The organism is Microcystis sp. M49636_WE2 (assembly GCF_030065375.1).
GTDB classification, from domain to species: Bacteria; Cyanobacteriota; Cyanobacteriia; order Cyanobacteriales; family Microcystaceae; genus Microcystis; species Microcystis aeruginosa_C.
The window spans coordinates 1-4,024 of sequence record NZ_JASJFG010000493.1; the positions used below are offsets into that span (position 1 = coordinate 1).

The window sequence follows — 4,024 nt, forward strand, 5'->3', positions numbered from 1 at the left end:
ACTGCAATCCTGGGAAATAGCTCCCCCTTTCAGCGAATTGCTCGCTAATACCCCCGTTGACTTCCAACAGGGAACCGTCACGGCGATCGATGTTAATAATCATAAAATAACCCTTGACAATCAAAACGATATATGCTATGAACGCCTCGTGATCGCCCTCGGTGGTCAATCTTCCCTTGACTTCCTACCCGGGGCCAGAACCCACGCTATCCCCTTTCGTAGTCTAGAGGATGCCTATCGTCTTCGGGATCGACTCAAAACCCTAGAACAATCCGATCGCGATAAAATCCGGGTCGCCATTATCGGGGGCGGTTATAGCGGCGTAGAATTAGCCTGTAAGCTGGCTGATCGCCTCGGAGAAAGGGGAAGAATTCGTCTGATCGAAAGAAATAGCGATATACTTGGCCCTTCAAACCAATTTAACCGCGACACCGCCAAAAAAGCCCTAGAAAAACGTCTAGTTTGGTTAGACCTAGAAACCACCGTCGCCGACATCCAAGCGGATCGCCTCTCCCTTGACTACAAAGGACAGATCGACAATATCCCCGTTGATCTAATTCTCTGGACCGTTAGTCCGATCGCCTCCCCACTGCTCGCTAATTTGCCCATAGCACATAATGAGCGCAAATTACTAAAAGTTAATCAATATTTACAAACTGTCGAAAACCCCAGCATCTACGCGATCGGCGATGCGGCCGATGGTCGCGACCAAGAGGATAAACCATACGCTGCCACGGCCCAAGTGGCCCTTCAACAGTCCGACTACTGCGCTTGGAATATTTGGGCGAGTTTCCACGATAAACCGGCTTTGCCCTTCCGTTATCAACCTTTAGGCGAAATGTTGACCCTCGGAGTCGATGAAGCTACCATTAGCGGTTTAGGACTAGAATTAGCCGGTCCCCTTGCCCATCTTACCCGTCGCTTAGTCTATCTCTACCGTCTGCCCACCCTTAACCATCAAATCGCCGTAGCATTCAACTGGATTACCCAACCGCTTTTATCCCTCATTTCTGAGTAACAGTTGCAGGGACAGAGGATAATTAAAGTGACTTTTTTTACTCTAGTTACTTGTCCCTTCGATTGCTATATTGACTGTATCAATTACCCTCCTAATTTACAAAACAATTATGAGCATTAAAAGCCGGCTGAAAAATTTGATTCATGAATTGAGTCTTGAGACTTACAAGAAAGTTTCCCCCGATTCCTTCCCTGCTGGTTGGGATGTGGCCTCAGATATAGAAAGAATTTGTCATCACCAGCAACCAAAGATTATTTTTGATGTCGGGGCTAATATTGGACAAACAGGTAGTTACTTTCATCAAAAATTTCCTCAAGCTGATATTCTTTGTTTCGAGCCAATCAAGGAAACTTTTACCCAATTATCTCAAAAATTTGCTAATAATCAGCGAATTCGCTGTTTTCCTATCGCTTTAGGCGAGCAACCTTCAGAAAAAACAATTATCTTAAACTCTAATTCTCAACAAAACTCTCTCACCGAGGCCTTAAACCGGCCTATAGACGAGAATCAAGGCCAATCCACCGACAAAACAGAAGCAATTACAATTGATAGCTTAGATAATTTTTGTCAAGCTCAGGGGATAGATAGGATAGACCTGCTTAAAATGGACACAGAGGGTTATGAGCTACAGGTTTTAGCTGGAGCAACCAATTTTCTAGAAGAAAGAAAAATTGCCATGATTCTTTCAGAAGTTGGGTTTCGTCCCTCCGATTTTCGCCATACATTTTTTACAAAAATTTACGACCAATTGTATCAAAAAGGCTTTCGTTTTAATGGTCTATACGATTTATCCTATTGGTCTCCCTATCCCTATGAAGGACTAATTTACTGTAACGCTTTATTCGTCAATGCCAATCTGATCAAAAATCGCTTTTACTAAAAATCTGGCCAAGAACAAAGATATTCCTCCACTAATAAACTATCTCGATCGGTCAATTCCTGACCATCGAGACGATTTAAAAGCATTACTGCACCAAATAACCGATTATTAACCCTAATTGGCACAGCTAAAGCCGTTTTTATCCCCAAAGCCACCGCTATATCCTGACGAATGCGATTATCTCCGAGAGTTTGTCCCACCACCACCGGACAACTATCCCGGTAAACCACCGTACACAATCCCGACGTGGCAATATCACCCCTTTTGCCCACAATTGCCCCGGTGTTTTTACCCGCACCCGCGCGATAATAAATACTATCACCGTCAAATTCGGCAATGATAACCGTTTCTGTTGGAATTAAACCTAAAATTTCTTCAGCAATGCGATCGAGATTAGTTAATTTTTCCATAATGGTTTAGGGGTTGAGGAAATGGGGTGTTATACTCAAAAAAACAGCAATTCATTAACTTTAGTCTATAGTTTGTGAACTCAAATGAAAGATAACACCCCCAGAGTAACAAGTCTCAAATCTTATCTTCAGCATTTGCCTCAAGATGCGTCGGAAGCGATCGTTAGCACCAACTTTGCACGTTACCTGATATCATATTTAGGATTTTCAACCACGGAGATAATCCCACAGTACGACACGGGAGGCGGTGGGATTACCGACTTTGCCACTCGGAGAAACCTAGCAAACGATATTTTTTTGCAGACAAAGAGTAATCCTTTTCTGCTGATAGAGTTAAAGGGTAGAGATATTAACCTAACTGAAAATAGTCCAAGTTATAAGGCAACTGTCAATCAGTTAAAGCGTCAGTTATTAGGGACTAAGTGTCAAGCATCCCAATGGGGAATTATCAATAATAGTTCACACATCCAGTTATTTAGAAAACATGGTAAAACCATTTTTCCTGCCACTACTTGCATAGAGCTAACCCCTGAGAACATTGATGAGACTGTAGCTCTGATCAAGACAAAAATTGACAAGACTCCCAAAGCATTAACGGTTACTGTTTACAATAATAAAGGCGGTATAGGCAAAACCACCACAACCGTAAATCTTGCCGCTTTCCTTGCCTTTTTAGGTAAAAAAGTTCTAGTTTTAGACTTTGATTTTAATCAACGAGATTTAACTAAATCTATCCTAAATATCGAACCAGAAGATGGCCTACTAGAAAAGACTTTAACTGACCGCAATATTGAACTAAAATCAGTGATTCGTCCCTATACTTTTAAGAATTCAAAACTACAAATTACCTTCGATGTTGTTCCTGCTGAGCCTAAAATGGCAGAGTATCCGGAATTGGAGTATAATGCTAAAATGACAATATCCACTCTCCATAGAAAATTAGACTTAGCTAGATATGAATATGATTACATTTTTATAGATGCAGCTCCCAATTGGCGATTTACTAGCCGGCTGGCTGTTTATGCTGCCGATGTTGTCCTCTTACCGACAAAACATAACAATTCATTCTCCCTTCATAATGCAGCCACTGCCATCAAGGAGTTTCTGCCGCAAATGCAAAAATTAAAAAAAGATGGGACTCCCATAGCCTTACCAATTTTTTTCAACGGTGAGAAGATTACTCAACCACAGTTAGAGCTTGCCCAAAAAGAAATTAATCAAATACTAAAAAATGACAAAACCCTTTTACCCTATTTTTATCCCAGATACACTAATGCCAAAAAAGATTTACATATTCATCACCTGCCAGAATACGCTATTATAGCCAGTGCTGCTTTTGAGCGCGTGCCAGCCGTTTATAAAAATCGTTCCGCTCATGACTACTACAAAGACTTAGCAAAGGAGTATTTTTTACAATGATGGAATATACCGATATTGGTACTTTGAAGTATCTCTACTTAGATGAAATAGAAATTACCAATGGGACCGATGCTGATAGTTTTTTAATTGAAGTTGCTGCCAAACTATTACAGCAGACAGGTGGACGCAATTGGCTGCCTGTAATCGTCAAAGAATTATCAGAGGATCGCTATGAAGTTATCGGCAACTCATTTGTTTATGCTGTGGCTGAAAGGGCTGGACTAGAAAGAATTTGGTGTATTATTGCCGATGGAACAGAAGATGCTAGGAATATATCCAGAGTTTTGGCAAGAGAAG

5 protein-coding genes are annotated in these 4,024 nt (G+C 41.3%); 4 read left to right on the top strand and 1 reads right to left on the bottom strand.

The window, feature by feature from the left end; translation table 11 throughout:
* Both PX484_RS11575 and PX484_RS11580 read left to right on the top strand, forming a co-directional pair.
* A partial coding sequence (locus PX484_RS11575; RefSeq protein WP_288103920.1) for an NAD(P)/FAD-dependent oxidoreductase occupies window positions 1-1,018 on the top strand: 1,018 nt, incomplete at its 5' end.
* Window positions 1,019-1,127: 109 nt separating this feature from the next.
* Complete coding sequence (locus PX484_RS11580) at window positions 1,128-1,898, top strand: FkbM family methyltransferase (protein WP_287767383.1); 771 nt, start codon at window positions 1,128-1,130, stop codon at window positions 1,896-1,898.
* Here PX484_RS11580 and PX484_RS11585 read toward each other — a convergent pair.
* The gene (locus PX484_RS11585; RefSeq protein ID WP_287767385.1) at window positions 1,895-2,308 is read right to left on the bottom strand and encodes a GAF domain-containing protein; all 414 of its coding nucleotides are present in this window, start codon (window positions 2,306-2,308) and stop codon (window positions 1,895-1,897) included. The genes PX484_RS11580 and PX484_RS11585 overlap by 4 nt on opposite strands.
* An 84-nt stretch (window positions 2,309-2,392) precedes the next feature.
* Between PX484_RS11585 and PX484_RS11590 the strand changes: the two genes are divergently transcribed.
* Together PX484_RS11590 and PX484_RS11595 are read left to right on the top strand one after the other, a co-directional pair.
* On the top strand, window positions 2,393-3,727 hold the full coding sequence (locus PX484_RS11590; protein WP_287767387.1) for an AAA family ATPase: 1,335 nt from the start codon (window positions 2,393-2,395) through the stop codon (window positions 3,725-3,727).
* Window positions 3,724-4,024 (top strand): ParB N-terminal domain-containing protein (locus tag PX484_RS11595; RefSeq protein WP_502882733.1); only part of this gene is annotated, 301 nt, incomplete at its 3' end. The genes PX484_RS11590 and PX484_RS11595, both read left to right, overlap by 4 nt.